Below are 24267 nucleotides of genomic sequence, written 5' to 3' on the forward strand. Positions count from 1 at the left end.
CCTTCGGGCCCGTTGTTGCTTTAAGCTTGGCCGATGACTCCTGTGCATATTCGTTTGCGTGATGCCCTGCAGCCCTGGCGTAGTGCCTCGGGCTGGTGTGTAGCCTTGTCCGGGGGGCTGGATTCCACGGTGCTGTTGCACCTGCTGGCCAGCCTCGCGCAACGCGAGGCATTGCCGCCTCTTTCCGCCATTCATATTCATCACGGCCTACAGGCTGCGGCCGATGCCTGGCCGGCGCATTGCCGTGAACTGTGCGCGGCTTTGTCTGTGCCGTTGCAGGTTGAATATGTTCAGGTTGCTCCAGGCGCCAGTCTGGAGCGTGCGGCACGCGATGCCCGTTACGCGGCTTTTGCTGCGCGTCTTGGCGCAGGTGAACTGCTGCTGACTGCACAGCATCGTGATGATCAGGCTGAAACCCTGTTGTTTCGCCTGTTGCGCGGTGCTGGCGTGCAGGGTTTGTCGGCCATGCCGATGAGTCGTGCATTGGGGGGGGGGCAGCTGGTTCGCCCGCTACTCAACTGCTCGCGCGATGAGCTGTTGGCTTATGCACGTGAGCACAAGCTGACCTGGGTTGAAGATCCGTCCAATACCGATGAGCGCTTCTCGCGCAATTACCTGCGCCGTCAGGTGTTGCCTGTGTTGCTCAGTCGCTGGCCGCAAGCCGCTACCAATATGGCTCGTAGCGCCGCGCACTTGAGTGAGTCCGCGCAGTTGCTCGATGAATTGGCGCAGCAGGATATAGCCGCCGCGCGGGTGTCAGCCGAGTTTGCCTGGCTGCGGTTACCAAATCTGGCACTGCCTACGCTGCGCAGTCTGAGTGAGCCGCGTCAGCGCAATGCCCTGCGTTACTGGCTCCGCCCGCTGACGGCGATGCCAGATAGTGAGCACTGGGCCGGCTGGCAGGCGCTGCGCGATGCCGCGCAGGATGCTGCGCCAATCTGGAAGCTGGCGGCAGGGGAGTTGCGTCGCAGTGATGAGCGGCTGTGGTGGTTGGCGGGTGATTGGCTGTGCTCTCCAGTACCGGTCAATGTGGTGGTGCAAGGTAATCAGCAGGTGACATTGCCCGCTAACGGCAGTGTGCGAATTGACGGTCAGTTGCCTGCGGGTAACTGGCAGTTGGGTTACCGGCAGGGCGGCGATCAGCTTCTTTTACCGGGACGTGGGCATCGCGATCTCAAGCGCTTGTTCAATGAGCTGCGCGTACCGGCTTTTGTCCGTGATCGCCTGCCGTTGCTGCGTCTGGATAACCAGGTTGTGGCGATTGCCAACCTGCCAGGTCTGCAGGGCGCCGCCGATGGCAGTTGGCAATTGCATTGGCAGCCACCGACGAATGATCAAGGTTTGAGCTGATAAGCCCTTTCCGGTAGACTACGCTCCCGTCTTACTACAGCTTTTGTTGACTCCCTTTGGGAATCGGCAGGGCTAGCTAATTGCGGTGTATTGCAATTGGCCGCTTCGGTATTCCTTCGCTTTCCCCGGCGGCATTGACCGCTTAAACGCAGACTTCTAGGGTTTTTCATGACGCGCTACATATTCGTCACGGGTGGTGTTGTTTCTTCATTGGGGAAAGGCATCGCCTCGGCTTCATTGGCGGCTATCCTGGAGGCGCGGGGCCTGAAGGTCACCATGCTCAAGCTGGATCCCTATATCAACGTCGATCCGGGCACCATGAGCCCGTTCCAGCACGGTGAGGTGTTCGTCACCCACGACGGCGCTGAGACCGACCTTGACCTGGGCCACTATGAGCGGTTTATCCGCACCACCATGACCCAGAACAACAACTTCACCACTGGTCGCGTTTACGAAGACGTGCTGCGCCGCGAGCGCCGGGGTGACTACCTGGGCGCGACCATCCAGGTCATCCCGCACATCACCGACGAGATCAAGCGCCGCATCATCAAGGGTGCTGGCGATGCTGACGTGGCCATGGTTGAAATCGGCGGCACGGTGGGCGATATCGAGTCGCAGCCGTTCCTTGAGGCGATTCGCCAGCTGCGTGTGGAAGTCGGTGCCAAGCGCGCCATGCTGATGCACCTGACTCTGGTGCCGTATATCGCCACCGCTGGCGAAACCAAGACCAAGCCGACCCAGCATTCGGTGAAGGAGCTGCGCTCCATCGGCCTGCAGCCAGACGTGCTCATCTGCCGTTCCGATCACCCGATCGATATTTCCTCGCGCCGCAAGATCGCGCTGTTCACCAACGTTGAAGAGCGTGCGGTGATTTCCTTGGAAGACGTCGACACCATCTACAAGATCCCAGGCGTGCTGCATGCTCAGGGCCTGGATGATTTCGTCGTCGAGCGCTTCGGTCTGGAGTGCAACGGTGCCGACCTGTCCGAGTGGGACCGTGTCGTCGATGCCAAGCTGAATCCGGAGCACGAAGTCACTATCGCCATGGTCGGCAAGTATATGGAGCTGTTGGATGCTTATAAATCGCTGATCGAAGCGATGAGCCATGCCGGTATCCAGAATCGTACCAAGGTCAATCTGCGTTATATCGATTCCGAAGATATCGAGAACAAAGGCACCGACCTGCTCGAAGGCGTTGATGCCATTTTGGTTCCGGGCGGTTTCGGCCTGCGCGGGGTGGAAGGCAAGATCAAGACCGTGCAGTACGCCCGTGAGAACAAGATTCCCTACCTGGGCATCTGCCTCGGCATGCAGGTGGCGGTGATCGAGTTCGCCCGCAACGTCTTGGGCTGGACTGATGCAAACTCCACCGAATTCGACACCGTCAGCACGCATCCAGTGGTCGGTCTGATCACCGAATGGCAGGATGCGACCGGCGTGACCGAGCAGCGTACAGACGCCTCCGACCTGGGCGGCACCATGCGCTTGGGCGCACAGGACTGCCAGCTGCTGTCTGGCTCGCAAGTGCACGCTTGCTACGGCAAGGATGTAATAGTCGAGCGTCACCGTCATCGCTATGAAGTGAACAACAACCTGCTGCCGCAGTTGATCGAAGCGGGCCTCAAAGTCACCGGTCGCTCAGGCGATGGCGCTTTGGTTGAAGTGGTGGAAGCGCCGGATCATCCATGGTTCGTCGCTTGCCAGTTCCACCCGGAGTTCACTTCGACTCCGCGCGATGGCCACCCGCTGTTCAGTGGCTTTGTCACTGCCGCGCTGACGCAAAAAGCCAAGAAGGCCTAGGGATATGGCGCAGAAAATCATCAAGGTTGGCGACATTGAAATCGCCAACGACAAGCCGTTTGTGCTGTTCGGCGGGATCAACGTCATCGAATCCCGCGATCTGGCCATGCGCGCCTGTGAAGAGTACGTGCGGGTTACCGAAAAGCTCGGCATTCCCTACGTGTTCAAGGCCAGCTTCGACAAGGCCAACCGCTCGTCCGTAACCTCATTCCGTGGCCCAGGCCTGGAAGAGGGCATGAAGGTCTTCGAGGAAATCAAAAAGACCTTCGGCGTGCCGGTGATCACCGACGTGCATGAGCCGCATCAGGCGCAACCTGTGGCCGATGTCTGCGACATTATCCAGTTGCCGGCATTTCTTTCGCGGCAGACCGATCTGGTCGTGGCCATGGCCAAGACCGGCGCGGTGATCAATATCAAGAAAGCCCAGTTCCTCGCACCCCAGGAGATGAAGCACATCCTGGCCAAGTGTGAAGAGGCCGGTAATGACCAGCTGATTCTCTGCGAACGTGGTTCCAGCTTCGGTTACAACAACCTGGTGGTGGACATGCTCGGCTTCGGCATTATGAAGCAGATGAACTACCCGGTGTTCTTCGACGTGACCCACGCCCTGCAAATGCCAGGTGGTCGCGCCGATTCCGCTGGTGGCCGTCGTGCTCAGGTCACTGATCTGGCCAAGGCAGGCATGAGCCAAGGCCTGGCCGGTCTGTTCCTGGAAGCGCATCCGGACCCGGACAATGCCAAATGCGACGGCCCTTGCGCCCTGCGTCTGGACAAGCTGGAGCCGTTCCTCACCCAGCTCAAGCAGCTGGATGATTTGATCAAGAGTTTTGCGCCGATTGAGACTGCCTGAAACGGCAAATCTTCGGTAAAGTACAGTTTGTATACAATCTGACTAAATAGTCGGTACATGTTGTGCGCTGGGTTAACCTTCGGCGTGCAATGAGTGTGCAACTCGGTACTACCCTTTTCGTCAATTTTTTGGAGTGCTACACGCAATGGCAAAGATCGTCGACATCAAAGGCCGTGAGGTTCTCGATTCCCGTGGTAACCCTACTGTGGAAGCCGATGTAATTCTCGAAGGCGGCATCATGGGTAGCGCCTGCGCGCCGTCCGGTGCCTCCACCGGTTCGCGTGAAGCGCTGGAATTGCGTGATGGCGACAAGAGCCGTTACCTGGGCAAGGGCGTGCTGAAGGCCGTGGCCAACATCAATGGCCCGATCCGCGACCTGCTGCTGGGTAAAGATGCAACTGACCAGAAAGCCCTCGACCTGGCGATGATTGCCCTCGACGGTACCGAGAACAAAGCCACCTTGGGCGCCAACGCCATCCTCGCCGTATCCCTGGCCGCTGCCAAGGCTGCCGCTCAGGCCAAGGGCGTGCCGCTGTACGCACACATCGCCGACCTGAATGGCACTCCGGGCGTCTACTCGATGCCGGTGCCGATGATGAATATCATCAATGGTGGCGAGCATGCCGATAACAACGTCGATATCCAGGAATTCATGGTTCAGCCGGTAGGCGCGAAAACCTTCGCCGACGCGCTGCGCATGGGCACCGAGATTTTCCACCACCTCAAAGCCGTGCTGAAGGCCCGTGGTCTGAGCACTTCGGTTGGTGACGAAGGCGGTTTTGCGCCGAACCTGGCGTCCAACGAAGACGCACTGGCTGCTATCGCCGAAGCCGTTGCCAATGCCGGTTATACATTGGGCGACGATGTCACCCTGGCGCTGGACTGCGCTTCAAGCGAGTTCTTCAAGGACGGCAAGTACGACCTCGCTGGCGAAGGTAAAGTCTTCAATGCCGAAGGTTTCGCCGACTACCTGGCCGGTCTGTCCGAACGTTACCCGATCATCTCCATCGAAGACGGCATGGACGAGTCCGACTGGGCTGGCTGGAAAGTCCTCACCGACAAGATCGGCAAGAAGGTGCAGCTGGTGGGTGACGACCTGTTTGTAACCAACACCAAGATACTCAAGCGCGGTATCGACGAGTCGATCGGTAACTCGATCCTGATCAAGTTCAACCAGATCGGCACCCTGACCGAGACGCTGGAAGCCATCCAGATGGCCAAGGCTGCCGGTTACACCGCCGTGATCTCGCACCGTTCGGGTGAAACCGAAGACAGCACCATCGCTGACCTGGCAGTCGGTACTGCTGCTGGCCAGATCAAGACCGGCTCGCTGTGCCGCTCGGACCGCGTGTCCAAGTACAACCAACTGCTGCGTATCGAAGAGCAGCTGGCTGGCAAAGCACCTTACAAAGGCCGCGCCGAGTTCCGTGGTTGAACCCAGGCATGGTAAAAGAGGGGCGGCGCGAGTCGCCCCTTTTTCGTTCGGAAGCTTTTTACGCTATGCGCAATAACTTTTACTGGGTATTTATCGTGTTGATTGCCGTGTTGGCAGGTCTACAGTATCGCCTGTGGGTCGGCGACGGCAGCCTGGCGCAGGTGGCCCAGTTGCAGCAGCAGATCGCCGATCAACAGGGCGAAAACCAGCAGTTGCAGGAGCGCAACCGGATTCTTGAGGCAGAAGTGCTGGAGCTGAAAAGCGGTATGGAAACCGTCGAAGAGCGTGCGCGGCACGAGCTGGGCATGCTTAAAGAGGGCGAAACCCTCTATCAGTTGGCTGAATGAATACCTCAGATTTATCTCCTTTCTGGGCGTTGATCCCCGCTGCTGGCATTGGCAGCCGGATGCGCGCCGACCGGCCCAAGCAGTACCTGCAATTGGCCGGCAAAAGCATTATCGAACACACCCTGGCGTGCTTTCTCGATCATCCGCAGTTGCGCGCGGTAGTGGTTAGCCTGGCGGTAGACGATCCTTACTGGCCGGCCCTGAGCTGTGCCAGTGATTCGCGTATCCAGCGCGCCGATGGTGGGGCCGAGCGTGCCGACTCGGTACTCAGCGGCCTGCTGCGCCTCAGCGAGCTGGGTGCTCAAGAGCAGGATTGGGTGCTGGTGCATGATGCCGCGCGGCCCAACCTAGCACGCAGCGATCTGGATCTGCTGCTCAGTGAGCTGGCTGATGACCCGGTGGGTGGCCTGTTGGCCGTACCGGCGCGCGATACGCTCAAGCGTGCTGGCGCCGATGGCCGGGTGCAGGCTACGGTGGATCGTTCGACCATCTGGCAGGCCTTTACCCCGCAGATGTTCCGTCTTGGCGAATTGCAACGTGCGCTGGCCGATGCGCTGATTGCTGGAGTGGCCATTACCGACGAGGCATCGGCCATCGAATGGGCTGGACAGGCACCGCGCCTGATCGAAGGCCGCTCGGACAACCTCAAGGTCACTCGTCCTGAAGATCTGCGCAGCTTGGCCAGCCTTTGGCACCTGAAGAGCTAGCGATACTCGCTGCGTTGCGCTAACCCCTGTTTAAGAAACTCGACTAGCTGACGCACCTTGGGTGACAGGTGGCGTTGCTGTGGATAGAGCGCCCACACCGCAGTGTCCGGTGGTTGCTGGTTATCCAGCAACGAGACCAGCGCGCCGCTGCGCAAATGTTCCAGCACGTAATAGTCTGGCAGTTGGCACAGACCCAGGCCGCGCAGCGCGGCTTCCAGCACCGCCTGGCCACTGTTGCAACGCCAGTTGCCCTGTACCCGCAGGCTGGAATCGCGGCCGCTGGCCTGAAAACTCCAGAGATCCGAACTGCCGATCAGGCAGTTGTGCCGCGCCAATTCTGACAGCGAATGCGGGCGCCCGTAGCGCTGCAGGTACTCGGGTGCGGCGCACAGGTACATCTGCCTTGGTGCCAGGCGGGTGGCCACCAGGCGCGAGTCCTGTAGGCGACCCAGGCGGATGGCCAGGTCGAGGCCGTCATGCAGCAGGTCGAGGGTGCGGTTGCTCAGTTCGATATCCACCCGCAATTGCGAATGCTGCAGCATAAAGTCGGTGACCAGCGGCACGATAAAGCGCTCGCCGTAGGCCACCGCGCAGGTCATACGCAGCAGGCCTTTGGGCTCGCTGCCCAGGTCGCCCACGGCGCGCAGGGCTTCCTCGCGGGCATCCTGCAGTCGTTGGCAATGTTGCAAGAACGTCTGCCCAGCCTCGGTCAGTGCCACGCGGCGGGTGCTGCGGTAGAACAGGCGGGTTTGCAGACGCTCTTCCAGGCGGGCGATTTGTCGGCTGACCTGGGATGACGACAGGCTCAGGCGTTCGGCCGCAGCGGTGAACTGGCCACATTCGGCTACGGCGACAAATTCATCGAGGCCTTCCCAGCGATTCATGGTGCATGTCCTTGGTACGGTTTGATTATCCCTGTATAGCAAGAATGTTTTGTTTTTTGTTGGATTGTCTATCTGCATCACTGATCTACACTCTGCGCCACCGTTGAATCCGCTGGAGAGCGATCATGATCAAGTCCCGTGCTGCCGTAGCCTTTGCCCCCAATCAGCCGCTGCAAATTGTCGAAGTCGACGTGGCGCCGCCCAAGGCCGGTGAAGTGCTGGTGCGTATTGTCGCCACCGGCGTGTGTCATACCGATGCTTACACCCTGTCGGGCGAAGATTCCGAAGGGGTATTCCCGGCGATTCTTGGTCATGAAGGCGGCGGCATCGTTGAGGCGATCGGTGAGGGCGTGACCTCGGTCAAGGTGGGTGATCACGTGATTCCGCTGTACACCGCCGAATGCCGCGCCTGCAAATTCTGCAAATCCGGCAAAACCAATCTGTGTAGCTCGGTACGCGCCACTCAGGGCAAGGGCTTGATGCCGGATGGCACCAGCCGCTTCAGCTACAACGGAGAGCCGATCTACCACTACATGGGCTGCTCGACCTTCTCCGAATACACCGTGTTGCCGGAAGTCTCCCTAGCGGTGATCCCCAAGGAAGCGCCGCTGGAGAAGGTCTGCCTGCTCGGCTGTGGCGTGACCACCGGCATCGGTGCCGTGCTCAACACCGCCAAAGTGGAAGAGGGCGCCACCGTGGCGATCTTCGGCCTTGGTGGTATCGGTCTCGCGGCCATCATCGGCGCGAAGATGGCCAAGGCTTCGCGCATCATCGCCATCGATATCAACCCGGCCAAGTTCGAGGTAGCCCGTGAGCTGGGCGCGACTGATTTCGTTAACCCGAAAGATTTCGCCAAGCCAATTCAGGAGGTCATCGTCGAGATGACCGACGGCGGCGTGGACTATTCCTTCGAATGCGTCGGCAATGTGCAACTGATGCGCGCTGCGCTGGAATGCGCGCACAAGGGCTGGGGTGAGTCGGTGATTATCGGCGTGGCCGGTGCCGGCCAGGAAATCAGCACCCGTCCTTTCCAGCTGGTGACCGGCCGCGTCTGGCGCGGTTCGGCGTTCGGCGGCGTCAAAGGCCGTACCGAGTTGCCGAGCTATGTGGAAAAGGCGCAGAAAGGCGAAATCCCGCTGGACACCTTTATCACCCACAACATGCCGCTGGAAGACATCAACAAGGCCTTTGACTTGATGCATGAAGGCAAGAGCATCCGCACCGTTATCCACTTCTGATTGCGTCGGGCGGCTTTCACGGCCGCCCAATGGAGGCCCTATGACCTTGGAAAATATTTCCTGCCAGAAGAGTGCCGGCGGCTGGCATAAGCGTTACCGGCATCGTTCAGCGGTGCTGGGCTGCGACATGGTGTTTGCCGTGTACCTGCCGCCGCAGGCAGAGCAGGGCGGCAAGCTGCCAGTGCTGTATTGGCTGAGCGGGCTGACCTGTACCGATGAGAACTTTATGCAGAAGGCCGGCGCGCACAAGTTGGCGGCCGAGCTGGGGATGATCATCGTCGCGCCGGATACCAGCCCGCGCGGCGCCGATGTGCCGGATGATCCGGACAAAGCCTGGGACTTCGGCCTCGGCGCCGGTTTCTACCTGAACGCCACCCAGGAGCCCTGGGCGCGGCATTACCGTATGTACGACTACGTGGTGCAGGAGCTGCCGGCGCTGATCGAGGCGAACTTCCCGGTATCCGACAAGCGCGGTATCAGCGGCCACTCCATGGGCGGCCACGGTGCGCTGGTCTGCGCGCTGCGCAATCCGGGGCGTTATCAGTCGCTGTCGGCGTTTGCGCCAATCAGTAATCCGAGCAACTGCCCCTGGGGTGAGAAGGCATTCTCGCGCTATCTGGGCGACGAGCGCTCGCGCTGGCGCGAATGGGATGCTTGCGCCTTGCTGGCCGAGGCGACGGAAAAGCTGCCAATTCTGGTGGATCAGGGTGATCGTGATGATTTCCTGGAAAACCAGCTCAAGCCGGATGCCCTCAAGGCCGCGGCGCAGGCTGCAGGACATCCGCTGACCCTGCGCCTGCAGCCGGGCTACGACCACAGCTACTACTTTATCGCCAGCTTTATCGATGACCACCTGCGTCATCACGCCAAGGCGCTGCTGAGCTGAACCGGCGCTGGCGGACGACGTTTGGTTCGCCAGCTAGCCGGCTCCTATAGGCAGCTTTCAGTTAGAATCACGCCCTGACTTTTTCAGGGCGTTGTTTCTTATGCGTATTGGCCACGGCTACGATGTGCACCGCTTTACCGAGGGTTCCTTTATTACCCTGGGTGGCGTGCAGATTCCCCATAAGTTCGGCCTGCTGGCCCATTCCGATGGCGACGTGCTGCTGCATGCCTTGAGTGATGCCTTGCTCGGCGCGGCCGCGCTGGGCGATATCGGCAAACACTTCCCCGACACCGATCCGACCTTCAAGGGCGCTGACAGCCGCGTGCTGCTGCGCCATGTTCTCGGTCTGGTACATGCCAAGGGCTGGCAAGTCGGTAATGTCGACGCCACCATCGTCGCCCAGGCGCCAAAGATGGCGCCGCATATCGAGAGCATGCGTGCGCGGATTGCCGAGGATCTGCAGGTGAGCCTGGATCAGGTCAACGTCAAGGCCACCACCACCGAGAAGCTTGGCTTTACCGGTCGTGAAGAAGGCATCGCCGTGCATGCCGTTGCGCTGTTGGTCGCCCGATGAACGAACTCGAACTGCTCGGCCCGCGCGCCTATGGCGAACCCTGCGGCACTGCGGTGCTCAAGGCCGTGGCGGAAGATTTTCAGGTTGATGAAGTGCTGGATATCCCCCTGGCCGGCGAGGGTGAACACCTCTGGCTTTGGGTAGAAAAGCGCGAGCTGAATACCGAAGAAGCGGCCAAACGCATCGCCCGCGCCGCTGGCGTGCCGCTGAAGCTGATCAGCTATGCCGGCCTCAAGGATCGTCAGGCCCTGACCCGGCAGTGGTTCAGTCTGCACCTGCCGGGCAAGCTTGATCCCGACCTGAGCGCCGCCGAAGATACCAGCCTGAGCATCCTCAAGCAGGTGCGGCATACCCGCAAACTGCAGCGCGGCGCGCATGCGGCCAACGGCTTTACCCTGCGCCTGACTCAGTTGGTCGCGGATCGCGCGGCGCTGGATCAACGTCTGACGCAAATCGCCGCTCAGGGCATTCCCAATTATTACGGCTTGCAGCGCTTCGGCCATGAGGGCGGCAATGTCGCCCATGCCCGGCATTTTGCGGCGAACAAGAGCCTGCCGGAGAAGCGCAATGTGCGCTCGCGTGTACTCTCGGCGGCGCGCAGTTACCTGTTCAATCAGGTCCTGGCCGAGCGAGTAGCAGCCGGCACCTGGAATCAGGCGTTGCTCGGTGATCTGCTGGCCTTTACCGACAGCCGCAGCTTCTTTGCTGCCGGCGAGGCGGAGTGCAGCGATCCGCGCCTGGCGATTCTCGATCTGCATCCGACGGGCCCGTTGTGGGGCGCAGGCGTCTCCTGCGCCGGCGGTGTGGCGCAGGCGCTGGAGCAGGATCTGGCCGCACGCGAAAGCGTTCTGGTCGACTGGTTGGCAGAAGCGGACATGACGCACGAACGGCGTATCCTGCGCCTCCCCATTGGCGGCCTGTCGTGGCATTATCTCGAGCCTGACATTCTGCAACTGGAATTCGTCCTGCCGGCTGGATGCTTCGCCACCGTCTTGGTGCGTGAGCTCGTCGATCTGTTGCCTGCAGGGCAGACGGACAACCCATGCGTATTCTGATTTCCAATGATGACGGCGTTGCTGCGCCAGGCCTTGCTGCGCTGCATGCGGCGCTTGCCGACTATGCCGAGTGCACGGTGATTGCCCCTGATCAGGACAAGAGTGGCGCGAGCAGCTCGCTGACCCTCGACCGTCCTCTGCACCCGACTACGCTGCCCAATGGCTATATCAGCCTCAATGGCACACCGACCGATTGTGTACACCTGGGTCTTAACGGCCTGTTGCCGCATGTGGCGGATCTGGTGGTGTCAGGCATCAACCTGGGCGCCAATCTCGGCGATGACGTGTTGTATTCCGGCACCGTTGCTGCGGCCCTGGAAGGGCGCTTTCTGGCCCGTCCGGCGTTTGCCTTTTCCCTACTTTCGCGCATGCCGGACAACCTGCCGACCGCTGCCTATTTCGCGCGCAAGCTGGTCGAAGCACACGAGCAACTCGATTTGCCGCCGCGCACTGTACTCAACGTGAATATCCCCAATCTGCCGCTGGAGCATATCCGCGGCATTCAGCTGACCCGCCTGGGCCATCGTGCTCGTGCGGCAGCACCGGTGAAGGTGGTCAATCCGCGCGGCAAGGAAGGCTATTGGATCTCGGTGGCCGGTGATGCGGAAGATGGCGGCCCCGGTACGGATTTCCATGCGGTGATGCAAGGGTATGTCTCGGTCACCCCGCTGCAGCTGGACCGTACTTTTGCTGATGGCTTCAACAGCCTGCAGCCCTGGTTGGAGGGGCTGCTGTGATCCGCCGGGAACAGGACGAGCTGCACCACCGCGGCATCGGCATGACCTCGCAGCGTACCCGCGAGCGGCTGATTCAGCGGCTGTACGAGGAAGGGCTGTCCAACGCCCATGTGCTGGAAACCATTCGCCGAACGCCGCGTCATCTGTTTGTCGATGAAGCCCTGGCCCATCGCGCCTATGAAGACACCGCCTTGCCAATCGGCAACAACCAGACCATCTCGCAGCCCTATATGGTCGCGCGCATGAGCGAGCTGCTGCTGGCGGCCGGTCCGCTGGACAAGGTGCTGGAGATCGGCACCGGCTCAGGCTATCAGACTGCGATTCTGGCGCAGCTGGTGGAGCGGGTGTTTAGCGTCGAGCGCATTCAGAGCCTGCAGGAAAAAGCCAAGGAGCGTCTGGCTCAGCTCAATCTGCGCAATGTGGTATTTCGCTGGGGCGACGGCTGGGAAGGTTGGAACGCACTGGGCCCTTACAACGGCATCATCGTCACCGCAGCGGCGGCCAATGTGCCGCAGGCATTGCTCGATCAGCTGGCTCCGGGCGGGCGTCTGGTGATTCCCGTCGGTGCAGGCGATGTGCAGGAATTGTTGCTGATTGTCCGTGAAGAAGACGGCTTCTCCCGGCATGTGCTGGATGCGGTGCGCTTTGTGCCCCTGCTCAATGGGCCCCTGGCCTGATTCATTGTTTACGGATGAACTCATGAAGAAGTATTTCCTGCTCTACGCCAAAGGCATTGCCATGGGCGCTGCCGACGTAGTGCCCGGGGTATCCGGCGGCACCGTGGCTTTTATTACCGGGATCTATGACGAGCTGCTGCGCTCGATTGCCAGCGTGCCGGTAGCGCTAGGGCTATTTCTGCGCGGGCGTATCGTCGAGGCCTGGAAGGCTGCCAATGCGACATTTTTGCTGGTGCTGCTGCTGGGCATCATGACCAGTGTCCTGAGCCTCGCGCGCTTGATCACCTACCTGCTGGATGAGCAGCCGATCCCGGTCTGGTCGTTCTTCTTCGGTTTGATTCTGGTTTCCACGCACCTAGTGGTACGCGAAGTCCAGCGTTGGAACTGGACGCGGGTTGTCAGTCTGGTGCTAGGAGCGGCATTCGCCTACTGGATTACCGTAGCTTCGCCACTGCAGTGGGGGCATGACCCGCTGAGCCTGTTCTTCGCGGGCGCTATTGCCATCTGCGCGATGATTCTGCCCGGGATTTCCGGCAGCTTTATTCTGGTGCTGCTTGGCTTGTACAGCTTTGTGCTGACGGCGGTTAAAGGACTGGATATTACTGTGCTGCTGATCTTTGCCAGCGGTTGTCTGGTGGGGATTGTCAGTTTTGCCGGGATTCTGCGTTGGCTGCTGGCGCGCTGGCGTGACCTGACGCTGGCGTTTCTCACTGGGCTGATGATCGGCTCGCTGAACAAGATCTGGCCCTGGAAGGAAACCCTGACCTGGCGTACCGATAGCCATGGTGAACAGGTGCCGTTGCTGCAAGCCAATCTCTGGCCTGCGCAGTTTGCCGAGATCAGCGGCCAGGACCCGCAGTTGCTCTTGGCGATTGCCCTGGCCATTGCCGGCATCCTGCTGGTGCTGGGCTTGGAGTGGTTGGCTGGGCGCAGTCCGCAAAGCGCTGGTGATAACCCATAATTGCGGCACAATGCATGCCAGCAAGATGTAAGCAGTTTTACCCGAGGGAGATGCATGTGAGTTTCACAGCCATTCAATTGCCGATTCGCGCCAGCAGTGCTCGTGCCCTGTTGAGTGGCCTTGTCCTCAGTGCGCTGCTTAGCGCCTGTGCGAGCCCGCCACCGGGTGGCGTCAAGGTGGTTGACCGTGCCCATGGCGGCGCCAGTCAGGCACCGCAGCGTCAGCCGGTCAGCAGTGGCCAGTATCAGGTGCAACGTGGCGATACGCTGTACTCGATTGCTTTCCGCTTCGGCTGGGATTGGAAGGCGCTCGCTGCACGCAATGGCATTGCGCCGCCTTACCTGATCCGGGTTGGCCAGATCATTCGCTTTGATGGCCAGCCTGCCAGTCGCCCGCCCGTGGTAGCTACGGCTCCCGTGGTTAGCACTCCGTCCGGTCGCCCGAGCACACCCATTCAGACCCGGCCCGTGCAGACCCAGCCGCCAGCTCCAGTGAAAACCACCCCGGCCGTCACTGCGTTACCGCCTACGCAGCGCTCTGCATCGGGCTGGCTGTGGCCTTCCAATGGGGCCGTTATCGGGCGGTTTTCCTCAAACGGCAGTTTGAATAAAGGCATTGATATCGCCGGAGAATTGGGCCAGCCTGTTTTAGCTGCGTCTGATGGTTCAGTGGTCTACGCCGGGAGTGGTTTACGGGGCTACGGCGAATTAGTGATCATCAAACATAGCGATACCTACGTAAGCGCCTACGGCCACAACCGCAGGCTGTTGGTGCAGGAGGGGCAAAAGGTCAAAGCCGGGCAGAAAATTGCCGAAATGGGTTCCACAGGAACCGACCGGGTGAAACTTCACTTTGAAGTACGCCGCCAAGGTAAACCTGTCGACCCGCTGCAATACCTGCCGCGACGTTGATCTAGCGCTAGCCTGTCTCCACCACGTGGGAGGGACAGGCTTTGGTGTAACCAGGGATTTGGTCGCGCTAGGGCTTGCTGTCGAACTCAGCAAGGAATAACAAAAATGGCTCTCAATAAAAAAGAAGCGCCGGAGTTTGACGTCGATGATGAAGTGCTCCTGATGGAGCCCGCTATTGTCCTTGACGATGATTCAGACGAAGAAGCGCTACCGCCACTTTCCCGCAGCAAAGCAAAAGCATCCACAGCTAGCAGCAAGCAGCATAAGTACATTGATTACACCCGCGCGCTTGATGCCACTCAGCTGTACCTCAACGAAATCGGCTTTTCCCCTCTCCTGACCCCTGAAGAAGAAGTGTTCTTCGCGCGCTTGGCGCAGAAGGGCGACCCTGCCGGCCGCAAGCGCATGATTGAAAGCAACCTGCGCCTGGTCGTGAAGATCGCTCGCCGTTACGTCAATCGGGGTTTATCCCTGCTGGATCTGATTGAAGAGGGCAACCTCGGTTTGATCCGTGCGGTAGAGAAATTCGACCCTGAGCGTGGTTTCCGTTTCTCGACTTATGCCACCTGGTGGATCCGCCAGACCATCGAACGGGCGATCATGAATCAGACCCGTACCATCCGTTTGCCTATTCATGTGGTCAAAGAACTCAACGTCTACCTACGTGCTGCTCGAGAATTGACCCAGAAGCTCGACCATGAGCCTTCGGCAGAAGAAATTGCCAACCTGCTGGAAAAACCGGTGGGTGAAGTTAAACGCATGCTCGGCCTGAATGAGCGTGTTTCCTCGGTGGATGTTTCACTGGGCCAGGACTCGGATAAAACCCTGCTCGATACCCTGACCGATGATCGTCCGACCGATCCCTGCGAGTTGCTGCAGGATGATGATCTGTCGCAAAGCATCGATCAGTGGCTGTCCGAACTGACCGACAAGCAGCGTGAGGTGGTGATTCGCCGCTTCGGCTTACGCGGCCATGAAAGCTGCACTCTGGAAGAGGTTGGCCAGGAAATCGGCCTGACTCGTGAGCGCGTTCGGCAGATTCAGGTCGAAGCACTCAAGCGTCTGCGGGAAATTCTGGAGAAGAACGGTCTGTCGAGCGATTCACTTTTCCAGTGAGCTTGATGCGTTAACACTCAACCCGGCCTTGGCCGGGTTTTTTGTGCCTGTGTTCCACGGCCGCCACTCTCTAGTGAGCGGCATGGATGTCGCCAGAAGATATTCCTGGCGAGTTTTGTGAGTGCTTGTGTAAGCCATTGCTTACAGGGTGCGTAAGCCATTGGTGCGCAAGGCGGCCGGCGAAGTGCTCTGTTTTATTTTAAATTATTGTTTTTAAACAATATTTAATTTTATTGGCGAAGGCTAAAGACCATTTGAATGGGGTTTTAAGCGCTTGTTAGGAAGGCGGAAATCGCTAGTATTACACCTGTGCTCAGGGACAAGCACAGGTTGTCAGGAAGACAATCAGGACATCGTAGGAAGCGATTCATCAGGATGATGAGCTGGGAAATACAGGGACTAGGGACAAAAGAGTGGGCGGCGCGAGCCGCCCCTTTTTTTGTCCGCGTTTTGTGTGTCCATTGTTTGCAGATCACTTTTCGGCCTTGCTCCAGGCGATTCTGGGTCTGCAGAAAAGTAAAAACCCGCGCAAGGCGGGTTTTTTGTGTAGCCAGCGCAGCTAAATACTAGCGCTCCAGGTACTGCAGCTTGTCCTTCACGCCATCCCACTCTTCAGCGTCCGGCAGGGACTCTTTCTTCTCGGTGATGTTCGGCCAGACTTCGGCCAGATCAGCGTTCAGTTCGATGTATTCCTGCTGATCTTCCGGCACCTCATCTTCGGAGAAGATGGCTTGTGCAGGACACTCAGGCTCGCAGAGTGCGCAATCGATGCACTCGTCCGGGTGGATCACCAGGAAGTTCGGGCCTTCGTAGAAGCAGTCCACCGGGCAGACTTCTACGCAGTCGGTGTATTTGCATTTGACGCAGTTGTCGGTAACGACGAAGGTCATTTCTGATTCTCTCCTCGGGCGCCAGCCTGCCCCGTTCTATGCGGGTTTTAAGCAGGCTAGGGGTAATGGCCACGGCTCAGGCTTTAAGTCGGGCAGTCATAAAAATGCGCGCGATTCTAACAGTTCGCGCGCAATAGCGTTAGAAGCGTGTCTTCCATGTATATAACAGTTCCAGCGCTTTGCGCGGAGTCAGATCATCCGGGTTGATCTTGCGTAATTCCTCCTGCAGCGGGTGCGGCAGGCTGGCGAACATATCGCTCTGCATCGGAGCCGCCGTCTGACCTGGCGGCGTCGGCGGCAGTTCATGGGGCAGGCTGGTGGTTTCCAGGCGCGCCAGGTGCTCGCGGGCACGCAGGATCACCTCATTCGGTACACCCGCCAGTTGCGCTACCGCCAAACCATAGCTTTGACTGGCAGGGCCAGGCAGCACGTGGTGGAGGAACACGATGCGCTCATTGTGCTCGGTGGCATTCAGATGCACGTTGGCCACGATTGGCTGGCTTTCCGGCAGCACGGTCAGCTCGAAATAGTGGGTGGCGAACAGCGTATAGGCGCGCAGCTTGGCCAGTTGTTCGGCAGCCGCCCAGGCCAGCGACAGGCCGTCGAAGGTGCTGGTACCGCGGCCCACTTCATCCATCAACACCAGGCTGCGCTCGCTGGCGTTATGCAGAATATTAGCGGTCTCACTCATCTCCACCATAAAGGTCGAGCGGCCACCGGCTAGGTCATCACTTGAGCCGATACGGGTAAAGATGCGGTCGACCAGCGACAGCTCGCAGCTTTTCGCCGGTACGAAGCTGCCGATATGCGCCAGCAGCACGATCAATGCGGTCTGGCGCATATAGGTGGATTTACCACCCATGTTCGGCCCGGTGATGATCAGCATGCGCGTGTCATCGTCCAGGCTCAGGTCGTTGGCCACAAAGGGTGTGGTCAGTACTTGTTCGACCACCGGATGCCGACCCTGATCGATACGCATGCACGGCTCGTCAACAAAGCGCGGGCGATTGAGATCCAGATTCAGTGCACGTTCAGCCAGGTTGCTCAATACGTCCAGCTCGGCCAGGGCGGCGGCGCTGTCCTGCAGTGGGCCGAGGTGGCCGATCAGGCGTTCCAGCAGCTCGTCATAGAGCATCTTCTCGCGGGCCAGGGCGCGGCTCTTGGCTGACAGCGCCTTGTCCTCAAACTCTTTCAGTTCGGGCGTGATAAAGCGCTCGGCGCCTTTCAGGGTCTGCCGGCGGATATAGTCAGCCGGCGCCGATTCGGCCTGCTTGCTCGGCAGCTCGATAAAGTAGCCGTGCACACGGTTGTAACCGACCTTGAGGTTGGCCAGGCCGGTGCGGGCTTTCTCGCGCGTTTCCAGGTCCATCAGGTACTGGCCGGCGTTCTCGCTAAGCGATTGCAGCTCATCCAGCTCGGCGTCGTAGCCGGTTTTCAGCACACCGCCATCGCGGATCACCGCTGGCGGGTTATCGATAATCGCCCGGGCCAGCAGGTCGGCCAGTTCTGGGTAGGTGCTGACCACGCCCGCCAGCTCGCTCAGGTGCGGCGCTTCCAGATTGGTCATGGCCATTTGCAGCGTAGGCAGAGCGGCCAGCGCGTCGCGCAGGCGTGCCAGGTCGCGCGGGCGTGCATTGCGCAGGCCGATACGGGCGAGGATGCGCTCCAGATCGCCGATTTCCTTCAGCTGCGGCTGCAGGGTTTCGAAGCGGTAGCGCTCCAGCAGGCAGGCAATCGATTCCTGGCGCGCTTCCAGAATGGCCTGGTCACGCAATGGACGGTTCAGCCAGCGGCTGAGCAGGCGACTGCCCATGGCGGTCTGGCAGCGGTCGACTACCGATTGCAGGGTGTTCTCGCGCCCGCCCGCCAGGTTGATGTCCAGCTCCAGATTGCGGCGGCTGGCGCCATCGAGAATTACCGTATCGTCCAAGCGCTCATGACGCAGGCTGCGCAGGTGGGGCAGGGCCGTGCGCTGAGTTTCTTTGGCGTAGGCGAGCAGGCAACCCGCCGCACCGATGGCCAGGGTCAGGTTCTCGCAGCCAAAACCCTTGAGGTCCTGCGTGCCGAACTGCTGGCACAGGCTTTTGTGTGCGGTGTCGCGTTCGAAATCCCAGGGCGCACGACGGCGTACACCACGGCGCTTTTCCGCCGGCAAGCCTTGCGGCCAATCATCGGGAATCAGCAGTTCAACCGGATTCAGGCGTTCCAGTTCGGCCAGCAGGTTTTCCCAGCCGTTGATCTCCAGCACGCTGAAGCGGCCGCTGGTGATATCCAGCACGGCCAGGCCGAACAGGCGCTCATCGCCCAGCACCGCGGCTAACAGGTTGTCGCGGCGCTCATCAAGCAGCGCCTCGTCGCTGACGGTGCCCGGGGTGATGATGCGCACCACCTGGCGTTCCACCGGGCCTTTGCTGGTTGCCGGGTCGCCGATCTGTTCGCAGATCACCACCGACTCGCCCAGCTTGACCAGCTTGGCCAGGTAGCCCTCCAGCGAGTGGTAGGGAATCCCGCACATGGGAATCGCCTGCCCGGCGGATTGGCCGCGCGCAGTCAGGGTGATATCCAGAAGCTTGGCGGCCTTTTTCGCGTCCTCGTAGAAGATCTCGTAGAAGTCGCCCATGCGGTAAAACATCAGCTGTTCCGGGTGCTGATTTTTCAGCTTCCAGTACTGCTGCATCATCGGCGTGTGAGAACTGAGGTCGCTTTGGCTCATCGTTTTAACTGTCCGGCTGAATCGCAAAAGCGCCTAGTGTACGGTATCGGCCTGGCTGGCTTTAACCCCGGAGTGCAGATGACTGCTAATGAAGATGCCCTTACCCAACTGGCTGCCGAACTGGGCGGACAACTGATTACCGCCAGGGCCCAGGTGACGACCGCCGAATCCTGCACCGGCGGCGGTATTGCCGAGGCGATTACCCGGATTCCCGGTAGCTCGGCTTGGTTTGAAGCCGGTTATGTCACTTACTCCAACGCGCAGAAAACCAAGCAGCTGAGTGTGCCCGAGATGCTGTTCGCTACGGTTGGCGCGGTGAGTCAGGAAGTGGTCGAGACCATGGTGCGGGGGGCACAAGCCAATAGTGGAGCGCGCTTTGCGGTGGCGGTCAGCGGTGTCGCGGGGCCGGATGGCGGTTCGCCAGAGAAACCGGTGGGCACGGTCTGGCTGGCCTGGGGCGATGGTGAGCAGCTATTCAGTGCGCGCCGGCAGTTTGCCGGGGATCGCAGCGAAGTTCGCCGACAAACGGTCGAGGCCGCGCTGGCTGGGCTGTTGCGCCTGCTTGCGCAAGAAAATCCAAACGCGGGGTAGGCGGGCGACTTGCCCTGTGGAATAATACTGTCTACTTATACAGTTGTTGGTGGCCGCTAGCTGGCCCTTCTTGATTACGTGAGGACTTAAATGGACGAGAATAAGAAGCGCGCCTTGGCGGCAGCCCTGGGCCAGATTGAAAAGCAATTCGGCAAGGGCGCGGTGATGCGCATGGGCGATCATGATCGCCAGGCGATTCCGGCCATCTCCACTGGCTCTCTGGGTCTGGACATCGCGCTGGGCATTGGCGGTCTGCCGAAAGGCCGTATCGTTGAAATCTACGGCCCAGAGTCCTCGGGTAAAACCACCCTGACCCTGTCGGTGATCGCCGAAGCGCAAAAGCTCGGCGCCACCTGCGCCTTCGTCGATGCTGAGCATGCACTCGACCCGGACTATGCCGGTAAACTCGGCGTCAATGTCGATGACTTGCTGGTGTCGCAGCCGGATACCGGCGAACAGGCCCTGGAAATCACCGATATGCTGGTACGCTCCAACGCTGTTGACGTGATCATCGTCGACTCCGTGGCGGCCCTGGTGCCGAAGGCGGAAATCGAAGGCGAAATGGGCGATATGCACGTAGGCCTGCAGGCCCGCCTGATGAGCCAGGCGCTGCGCAAGATCACCGGCAACATCAAGAACGCCAACTGCCTTGTGATCTTTATCAACCAGATCCGCATGAAGATCGGTGTGATGTTCGGCAGCCCGGAAACCACCACCGGTGGTAACGCGTTGAAGTTCTATGCTTCGGTTCGCTTGGACATCCGCCGTACTGGCGCGGTGAAGGAAGGCGACGAAGTGGTCGGTAGCGAAACCCGCGTCAAAGTGGTGAAGAATAAGGTCGCGCCGCCGTTCCGTCAGGCCGAGTTCCAGATTCTTTACGGCAAGGGCATCTACCGCAACGGCGAGATCATCGACCTCGGCGTGCAGCTCGGTCTGCTGGAGAAATCCGGCGCTTGGTACAGCTACCAGGGCAACAAGATCGGTCAGGGCAAGGCAAACTCGGCCAAGTACCTGGAAGACAACCCGGAAGTGGCACGCACCATTGAAGGTTTGATCCGTGAGAAGTTGCTGGTGGTCAGTCCGACGGTCAAGGCCAACTCCACGTCTGATGACCTGGCTGACGCCGAAGCCTGATTTGCCTGCCTATGTCCATTGCTCTGGATAACCCCGTCGCGGTGCGGCGGGCGGCTATGGATCTGCTGGCACGGCGCGAACATGGTCGGGTCGAGTTGACCCGCAAGCTGCGCAGTCGTGGAGCGGCGGATGAGTTGATCGAAGCCGCTCTCGATCGCCTGGCAGAAGAAGGCCTGTTGTCTGAGGCGCGTTATCTGGAGGCCTTTGTCAGCTACCGCGCGCGTTCCGGCTACGGGCCGTTGCGCATTCGTGAAGAGTTGACCCAGCGTGGCCTGGCTCGCGGTGATGTCGAACAAGCCTTGCGTGACAGTGGTATCGACTGGCGTGAACATCTGCAGGAAACCTGGCAACGCAAGTTTGCCGGTGAGCTACCCCGTGATGCTCGTGAGCGTGCCCAGCAGGGACGCTTTCTTAGCTATCGAGGTTATCCGCCTGAGCTGATTGGGCGGCTGCTACGCGGTGCACTGGACGACTAAGCCTCTGCTGGCTGTTGTTCGGGCTGTCTGTATCAGTACTTCCGTTTACCCATTACTTACTTTCACACGCCGATGATGCTGCAGTACTGGAAGCCAATGCTTCCCGTACTGAAATGCGTGTGGCTGATCTTTTCTTGTTAGCCAGCTGAGCCACGACTACCGATAGCCCGCAAGCAGGCTATCGGTTGGGCGATACATCAGCGGTTTTCCGCCCAGTTGTGCGACTGATTGACCAGGTCCAGCAGTTCGCGCAAGCGGCCGTGGTTGCGTCCGTTAAAGGCGAAGGCCAGGCGCGTCATGTGGCACAGCTCCGGTTCGTCCTGCTCGGAGTCGCAGCGCGCTTGCTGCTGGAAGTCGCCGTGCATGCACAGGTCGTGGAACTCATCGTTCAGCTGCTGCATGGCCGCATCGCTCAGCGCGTGGTTGAGGCGGATCACGTAGCGCTCCTTGATCCAGCGGCTGGAGTGATAGTTGCGGTAGAACTGGGCTATTTCCTCGGCTGCTTCTTCGGCGCTGTGCACCAGGCGCATCAGCCGCATATCGCTGGGCAGGATATAGCCGTTGTCCTGCAGTTGTTCCTGCAAAAACGTCAGGGCGCTGGTCCAGAAGGTGCCGCCAGGTTGGTCGAGCAGCACCACGGGTACTAGTGGGCTTTTCCCGGTCTGGATCAGGGTCAGCACTTCCAGTGCTTCGTCCAGAGTGCCGAAACCACCGGGGCAGAGCACTAGGCCGTCGGCCTCCTTGACGAAGAACAGTTTGCGTAGAAAGAAGAAGTGGAACGACAACAGGTTGTTGCTGCCCTGGACAGTGGCATTGGCGCCTTGCTCGAAGGGCAGGGTGATATTGAAGCCCAGGCTGTTTTCCAGGCCGGCACCCTCATGGGCGGCCGCCATAATGCCGCCACCGGCGCCGGTAATAACCATCAGGTTGTGCTTGGCTAGAGTCGCGCCCAGGTCGCGGGCAAGGCTGTAAACCGGGTGGTTGGCCGGGGTGCGTGCCGAGCCGAAGACGGTCACTTTGCGCCGCCGTTTGAACTGTTCCAGTGTGCTGAAGGCATGCTCCATCTCGCGCAGGGTCTGCAGCATGATCTTGGCGTCCCAGCGGTTGCGGTCGGCCTGCGCCATGCGCACAACCGTGCCGAGCATGGCCTGGTAGAGCTTGGTATTGGGGCTGTCGGGCGGTGCGGCGAGGATGCCCAGTTCTTCTACTCGGGTGGTCAGGTCGACGCCACTGGTCTGAAAATGCCGGGACAGAAAACCGTCCGATTCATCGGGCATACAACTTCTCCTTCTGGTTGCCGGCCGAGCAGCCTCTTGCTGCGTCGGCCTGGTCTTGAGTATGGCTGCTGGCTGACGGTTTGTGCGGCGCGCGCACCTGCGTGACAACCAACAGCCCATGCCAGGACTGCATCAGAGGGCAATTTGCTCGCCTGGTTCAGGGATGTTGGCGATCCAGTTCAGACGCTCGCGCAAGGCCAGTTGCAGGGCCTGCATCTTCTCTAGCTCGCCATGCACCAGGTACAGCTCGGGGTGGTGCTCGAAGTGGCTGACCCAGTCGAGCAGCTGTGATTGCCCGGCATGCGCGGAGAAGCCGCCGAGGGTGTGCACCTTGGCTTTTACCGCGATGCGCTGATGGAGGATTTTCACGTTCTCGGCGCCGTCGACGATATTGCGTCCCAGCGTGCCCTTGGCCTGGAAACCGGGAAAGATCAGGTGGCAATTCTCGCGCCAGAGGTTGTGCTTGAAGTGATGGACAATGCGCCCGCCGGTGCACATACCGCTGCCGGCGATGATGATTGCGCCGCTCTGTATCCGGTTTATCGCCATCGATTCTTCCGGGCTCGGCGTGCAGCGCAGGATCGGTAGCCAGTCTTCGATGCGTTTGCTGCCGCGGGCCTGAAAGGCGGCGCGGTCTTCGGCGGCAAACTGGTCCTGAAAACGCGAGTAGATGGCGTTGGCGCGGATTGCCATGGGGCTGTCGAGAAACACCGCCTGCTGCGGCAGTCGCCCTTCGTGGTAGAAACGCCCAAGGTAGTAGATCAGGTCCTGGGTACGACCGACGGCGAAGGACGGGATCAGCACGTTGCCGCCATCGCGATGGGCCTGCTGCAGAATCTCCGCCAGTTCTTCCAGGGTGTCCTCGCTGCAGCGGTGATCGCGGTCGCCGTAGGTCGATTCCAGCAGCACCACATCGGCTTTGTTCAGCGTGCTGGGGTCTTGCATCAAGGGCGAGCAGGTATTGCCCAGGTCGCCGGAGAACACCAGGCGGCGAGTCAGGTGGTGCTCCTGTACTTCGAGTTCGACAATCGCCGAGCCGAGGATATGCCCGGCATCGTGAAAGGTCACTTGTACGCCCTTGGCCACTTCGCGGCTTTCGCCATACATCATTGGCCTGCGTTGGCTCAGCGCCTGTTCGGCGTCGGCTGTTGTGTACAGCGGGCTGATTGGCGCCTTGCCCATCCGCGCGCGCCATTTGTTTTCCCACTCCGCGTCTTTCTCCTGAAGAAACGCGGCGTCGAGCAGCATCAATTCCATCAACTCACAGGTCGCATCAGTGGCGAAGATCGGCCCGCGATAGCCGGCGGCTGTGAGTTTCGGCAGCAGGCCGGTGTGGTCGATGTGCGCATGAGAAATCACCACGGCATCCAGGCTGTGCGGGTCAAAGGCAAACGGCGCGCGGTTGCCGTCTTCCTCTTCGCGGCGGCCCTGACGCATGCCGCAGTCGAGTAATACCCGTGCCCCGTCGCGGCTTTCGATCAGGTAGCAGGAGCCGGTGACTTGTTGAATTGCGCCGAGGAAGTTGAGCAGGGCCATGGCTAATCCTTGAACAAGTTGAATGGGTGGCGCTTAAGGCTGTCCCATCAGGTAACCGGGGGTTTTGATACAGGTCAGCATCTGCCTGTATCCCGCGCTCTAAGCTGACTAAAACTATCGGA

23 protein-coding genes are annotated in these 24267 nt (G+C 60.0%); 18 read left to right on the forward strand and 5 right to left on the reverse strand.

Features of this window, described 5'->3' with window-relative positions:
- Positions 1 to 33: 33 nt before the first annotated feature.
- From tilS to ispD, 6 genes are all read left to right on the forward strand, one after another.
- Positions 34 to 1350 carry a tRNA lysidine(34) synthetase TilS gene (gene tilS, locus CUR33_RS08345; RefSeq protein ID WP_289239284.1) on the forward strand — a complete coding sequence of 439 codons (1317 nt, stop codon included), beginning with the start codon at positions 34 to 36 and terminating at the stop codon, positions 1348 to 1350.
- Between the two features lie 168 nt (positions 1351 to 1518).
- The gene (locus tag CUR33_RS08350) at positions 1519 to 3150 is read left to right on the forward strand and encodes a CTP synthase (protein ID WP_090248370.1); all 1632 of its coding nucleotides are present in this window, start codon (positions 1519 to 1521) and stop codon (positions 3148 to 3150) included.
- Positions 3151 to 3154: 4 nt separating this feature from the next.
- Complete coding sequence (gene kdsA / locus CUR33_RS08355) at positions 3155 to 4000, forward strand: 3-deoxy-8-phosphooctulonate synthase (protein ID WP_090248368.1); 846 nt, start codon at positions 3155 to 3157, stop codon at positions 3998 to 4000.
- A 145-nt stretch (positions 4001 to 4145) separates the two neighbouring features.
- Positions 4146 to 5435 carry a phosphopyruvate hydratase gene (gene eno / locus CUR33_RS08360; protein ID WP_289239285.1) on the forward strand — a complete coding sequence of 430 codons (1290 nt, stop codon included), beginning with the start codon at positions 4146 to 4148 and terminating at the stop codon, positions 5433 to 5435.
- Positions 5436 to 5500: 65 nt separating this feature from the next.
- Entirely contained in the window at positions 5501 to 5782 is a 282-nt protein-coding gene (gene ftsB / locus CUR33_RS08365; RefSeq protein WP_090248365.1) for a cell division protein FtsB, read from the forward strand.
- Positions 5779 to 6489, forward strand: a complete 711-nt coding sequence (gene ispD, locus CUR33_RS08370) for a 2-C-methyl-D-erythritol 4-phosphate cytidylyltransferase (RefSeq protein WP_289239286.1) — start codon at positions 5779 to 5781, stop codon at positions 6487 to 6489. Before ftsB ends, ispD begins: the two co-directional genes overlap by 4 nt.
- Here the strand turns inward: ispD and CUR33_RS08375 are convergent.
- Positions 6486 to 7373, reverse strand: coding sequence for a LysR family transcriptional regulator (locus CUR33_RS08375; protein WP_289239287.1), 888 nt, complete (start codon positions 7371 to 7373; stop codon positions 6486 to 6488). The genes ispD and CUR33_RS08375 overlap by 4 nt on opposite strands.
- 125 nt (positions 7374 to 7498) lie before the next feature.
- Here CUR33_RS08375 and CUR33_RS08380 point away from each other — a divergent pair, with 125 nt between their 5' ends.
- The 9 genes from CUR33_RS08380 to rpoS all read left to right on the forward strand — a co-directional run bounded on the left by CUR33_RS08380 (position 7499) and on the right by rpoS (position 15528).
- On the forward strand, positions 7499 to 8611 hold the full coding sequence (locus tag CUR33_RS08380; RefSeq protein ID WP_090248360.1) for an S-(hydroxymethyl)glutathione dehydrogenase/class III alcohol dehydrogenase: 1113 nt from the start codon (positions 7499 to 7501) through the stop codon (positions 8609 to 8611).
- A 40-nt stretch (positions 8612 to 8651) separates the two neighbouring features.
- Positions 8652 to 9497 (forward strand): S-formylglutathione hydrolase, encoded by an 846-nt coding sequence (gene fghA, locus CUR33_RS08385; protein WP_170049634.1) that lies wholly within the window; start codon positions 8652 to 8654, stop codon positions 9495 to 9497.
- 100 nt (positions 9498 to 9597) lie between these two features.
- Positions 9598 to 10071 (forward strand): 2-C-methyl-D-erythritol 2,4-cyclodiphosphate synthase, encoded by a 474-nt coding sequence (gene ispF, locus CUR33_RS08390; protein ID WP_289239288.1) that lies wholly within the window; start codon positions 9598 to 9600, stop codon positions 10069 to 10071.
- Entirely contained in the window at positions 10068 to 11126 is a 1059-nt protein-coding gene (gene truD / locus CUR33_RS08395) for a tRNA pseudouridine(13) synthase TruD (protein WP_289239289.1), read from the forward strand. The genes ispF and truD overlap by 4 nt, the downstream gene beginning before the upstream one ends.
- Positions 11114 to 11863, forward strand: a complete 750-nt coding sequence (surE, locus tag CUR33_RS08400; protein WP_170049631.1) for a 5'/3'-nucleotidase SurE — start codon at positions 11114 to 11116, stop codon at positions 11861 to 11863. The genes truD and surE overlap by 13 nt, the downstream gene beginning before the upstream one ends.
- A gap of 41 nt (positions 11864 to 11904) precedes the next feature.
- A complete protein-coding gene (locus tag CUR33_RS08405) occupies positions 11905 to 12540 on the forward strand; it encodes a protein-L-isoaspartate(D-aspartate) O-methyltransferase (RefSeq protein ID WP_167144219.1) in 636 nt (211 codons plus the stop codon).
- A 22-nt stretch (positions 12541 to 12562) separates the two neighbouring features.
- Positions 12563 to 13501: a DUF368 domain-containing protein gene (locus tag CUR33_RS08410; RefSeq protein WP_167141668.1), complete on the forward strand. Its 939-nt coding sequence runs from the start codon at positions 12563 to 12565 to the stop codon at positions 13499 to 13501.
- A 56-nt stretch (positions 13502 to 13557) separates the two neighbouring features.
- The gene (locus CUR33_RS08415) at positions 13558 to 14412 is read left to right on the forward strand and encodes a peptidoglycan DD-metalloendopeptidase family protein (protein ID WP_354000947.1); all 855 of its coding nucleotides are present in this window, start codon (positions 13558 to 13560) and stop codon (positions 14410 to 14412) included.
- A gap of 105 nt (positions 14413 to 14517) precedes the next feature.
- Complete coding sequence (gene rpoS / locus CUR33_RS08420) at positions 14518 to 15528, forward strand: RNA polymerase sigma factor RpoS (protein ID WP_167141665.1); 1011 nt, start codon at positions 14518 to 14520, stop codon at positions 15526 to 15528.
- 566 nt (positions 15529 to 16094) lie between these two features.
- Here rpoS and fdxA read toward each other — a convergent pair.
- Both fdxA and mutS read right to left on the reverse strand, forming a co-directional pair.
- On the reverse strand, positions 16095 to 16418 hold the full coding sequence (fdxA, locus tag CUR33_RS08425) for a ferredoxin FdxA (RefSeq protein ID WP_090248347.1): 324 nt from the start codon (positions 16416 to 16418) through the stop codon (positions 16095 to 16097).
- A 139-nt stretch (positions 16419 to 16557) separates the two neighbouring features.
- Positions 16558 to 19131 (reverse strand): DNA mismatch repair protein MutS, encoded by a 2574-nt coding sequence (mutS, locus tag CUR33_RS08430; protein WP_289239291.1) that lies wholly within the window; start codon positions 19129 to 19131, stop codon positions 16558 to 16560.
- A 78-nt stretch (positions 19132 to 19209) separates the two neighbouring features.
- On the opposite strand from mutS, the gene CUR33_RS08435 reads away from it, so the two are divergent.
- From CUR33_RS08435 to recX, 3 genes are all read left to right on the forward strand, one after another.
- Positions 19210 to 19722: a CinA family protein gene (locus CUR33_RS08435; RefSeq protein ID WP_289239292.1), complete on the forward strand. Its 513-nt coding sequence runs from the start codon at positions 19210 to 19212 to the stop codon at positions 19720 to 19722.
- 90 nt (positions 19723 to 19812) lie between these two features.
- Positions 19813 to 20856: a recombinase RecA gene (gene recA / locus CUR33_RS08440; RefSeq protein ID WP_289239293.1), complete on the forward strand. Its 1044-nt coding sequence runs from the start codon at positions 19813 to 19815 to the stop codon at positions 20854 to 20856.
- Between the two features lie 11 nt (positions 20857 to 20867).
- Entirely contained in the window at positions 20868 to 21332 is a 465-nt protein-coding gene (gene recX / locus CUR33_RS08445; RefSeq protein WP_289239294.1) for a recombination regulator RecX, read from the forward strand.
- A gap of 197 nt (positions 21333 to 21529) precedes the next feature.
- On the opposite strand, the gene CUR33_RS08450 is transcribed toward recX, so the two are convergent.
- Positions 21530 to 22609: an LOG family protein gene (locus CUR33_RS08450; RefSeq protein ID WP_289239295.1), complete on the reverse strand. Its 1080-nt coding sequence runs from the start codon at positions 22607 to 22609 to the stop codon at positions 21530 to 21532.
- A gap of 132 nt (positions 22610 to 22741) precedes the next feature.
- Complete coding sequence (locus tag CUR33_RS08455; protein WP_289239296.1) at positions 22742 to 24145, reverse strand: MBL fold metallo-hydrolase RNA specificity domain-containing protein; 1404 nt, start codon at positions 24143 to 24145, stop codon at positions 22742 to 22744.
- Between the last annotated feature and the right edge of the window lie 122 nt (positions 24146 to 24267).

Source organism: Pseudomonas sp. FEMGT703P (genome assembly GCF_002786345.1).
Lineage (GTDB): Bacteria > Pseudomonadota > Gammaproteobacteria > Pseudomonadales > Pseudomonadaceae > Aquipseudomonas > Aquipseudomonas peli.